At 61.0% G+C, this 1,732-nt stretch carries 3 protein-coding genes; 1 reads left to right on the forward strand and 2 read right to left on the reverse strand.

Translation table 11 applies throughout. The annotated features are described in order from the left end of the window. The coding region (locus EN991_RS35090; RefSeq protein ID WP_281058845.1) for a glucoamylase family protein at positions 1-273 on the forward strand (273 nt) is incomplete at its 5' end. 180 nt (positions 274-453) lie between these two features. On the opposite strand, the gene EN991_RS35095 is transcribed toward EN991_RS35090, so the two are convergent. Together EN991_RS35095 and EN991_RS35100 are read right to left on the reverse strand one after the other, a co-directional pair. Beyond that, a complete protein-coding gene (locus EN991_RS35095) occupies positions 454-1,353 on the reverse strand; it encodes a cytochrome c (protein ID WP_127370441.1) in 900 nt (299 codons plus the stop codon). A 2-nt stretch (positions 1,354-1,355) separates the two neighbouring features. Then, positions 1,356-1,732, reverse strand: a 377-nt coding sequence (locus EN991_RS35100; RefSeq protein ID WP_164769623.1) for a cytochrome c oxidase assembly protein, incomplete at its 5' end; no start/stop codon positions are given.

Here is a 1,732-nt window from a genome sequence, read left to right on the forward strand (position 1 = left end):
GAGATCGTCCTGCCGGCCCTGCGCTATTTCCAGGATATCGAGCTCAATCTCGACAATTCCTACGGCTTCAAGGCGAGTTTCAACCCGACGCTCAAACCGGGCAGCGATCACCCCGCCGGCTGGGTTGCGCCGGATCACCTCGGGCTGAATCAGGGACCGATCGTGCTGATGATCGAGAACTATCGATCGGATTTTCTATGGAAGTTGATGCGCGCCTGCCCGCATGTGGTGCGCGGCCTGCGCCGGGCCGGCTTCAGCAGCGGCTGGCTTTGACAGTCCGGATTCGCTCGATAGGGAAGCTGCCAGGACAAGGAAAGCCCATATTCGGAATATCAAATATCGGGCAAGACGAAGATCATCGCGATTGCAGTAATTCCGTTAACGCCTACATAGGCTCGATCCAGTGTTCCGCCAGCCCGAAACCTGTGCACCGCGGTCAAAGAGGCCGAATCGCTACTTCAAATTCAACAGGTAATCCGCGACTGCATTGCGATCGTCGTCCGTCCAGTGCGACGTCTCGTCGGTCACCACCAGCCCCATTTCTTTGCCGACCTTGCCGGCATTGGGGGTGACACCGGTCTTGAGGGTTTGAGCTAGGCCATCCCTGGTGTAACCACCCTGCAGCAACGCGGCCGGTGTAAGGGGCGGCGCCTTGCCTCCCGGACCTTCAAACGGATTACCGGTAAAGCGCTTGCCCTGCACGACGGAGCCAAGCGCGTTGAGGGGAGAGTGGCAGGTGACACAATGGGCGGGACCGTTGGCAAGGTAGGCCCCACGGTTCCACTGGGCCGAATGTGCCGGATCGTTTTGATAGCGATGCGGCGAAAAGAAAAGGTTCTTCCACCCGGAAATGAACAACCTGATGTTGAAAGGGAAGATCACGCGATTTGCCGGAGCCTCGCGCGACACGGGCTGCGTCGCCATGACCGCCGCATAGAGATCCACGACCTCCTGATCGCTCATTAGTGTGAAGTCATTATAGGGGAAGACCGGATAGAAATTTTTCCCGTGCGGACCAATGCCGTTGCTCAGCGCGTTCGAAAACTGCGCCAGGGTCCAGTTGCCGATCCCGGTTTTCTTGTCAGGGGTAATGTTGGGCGGATAGAACACGCCGAACTTGGTCTTCAACGGCTTGCCCCCGGCCAGAGCGGGACCGTTGTGCTCGTGGTCCGTGTGGCAGGCGTCGCAGCCACTGAGGCGGATCAGGTAGGCGCCGCTAGCGGCATTTCCCGCCAGCGTCAGGTCGCGCGCCGGACCCGTTACCGGCTTCAGGAAATAGATCGCCACAACGAGCCCGGCCAGCACGACGGCCGCGAGCCACCACTTCCAATGTCGCCGCACGCCCGCCGCCACTTTCACGCCTCCCCGTCATATACACGCAGGCGGCTGTTGCCGAGCATCCGCCACAGCGCCCAGATGGTGCTGCCGAGGTAGACGAACGACGCGGGAATGCACATCAGGACGCCCGCGAGCACCTGGTCGTCGAGCGGATTGCCGGCATAGGCGCCATAGAGCGGATGCGAGGCGAACATGATCAGCGCGGATAGGAATGCCCCTTGGATGCCGACGAGCGACACCAGGACCACCGCCATGCCGGGGCTCAGCCGGCGATCGCCGCTGGTCAGGATAATTCGCCAGAAGAAGGTGGCGGCCGCAAGCAGCGTCAGGTGTTCCCAGACATGCACGGCCTCATTGTCAAGGGCCCAGTCATAGGCGGCGGGAACGTGCCAGA

It is taken from the genome of Mesorhizobium sp. M7A.F.Ca.US.005.03.2.1 (assembly GCF_003997795.1).
Taxonomy (GTDB): Bacteria; Pseudomonadota; Alphaproteobacteria; order Rhizobiales; family Rhizobiaceae; genus Mesorhizobium; species Mesorhizobium ciceri.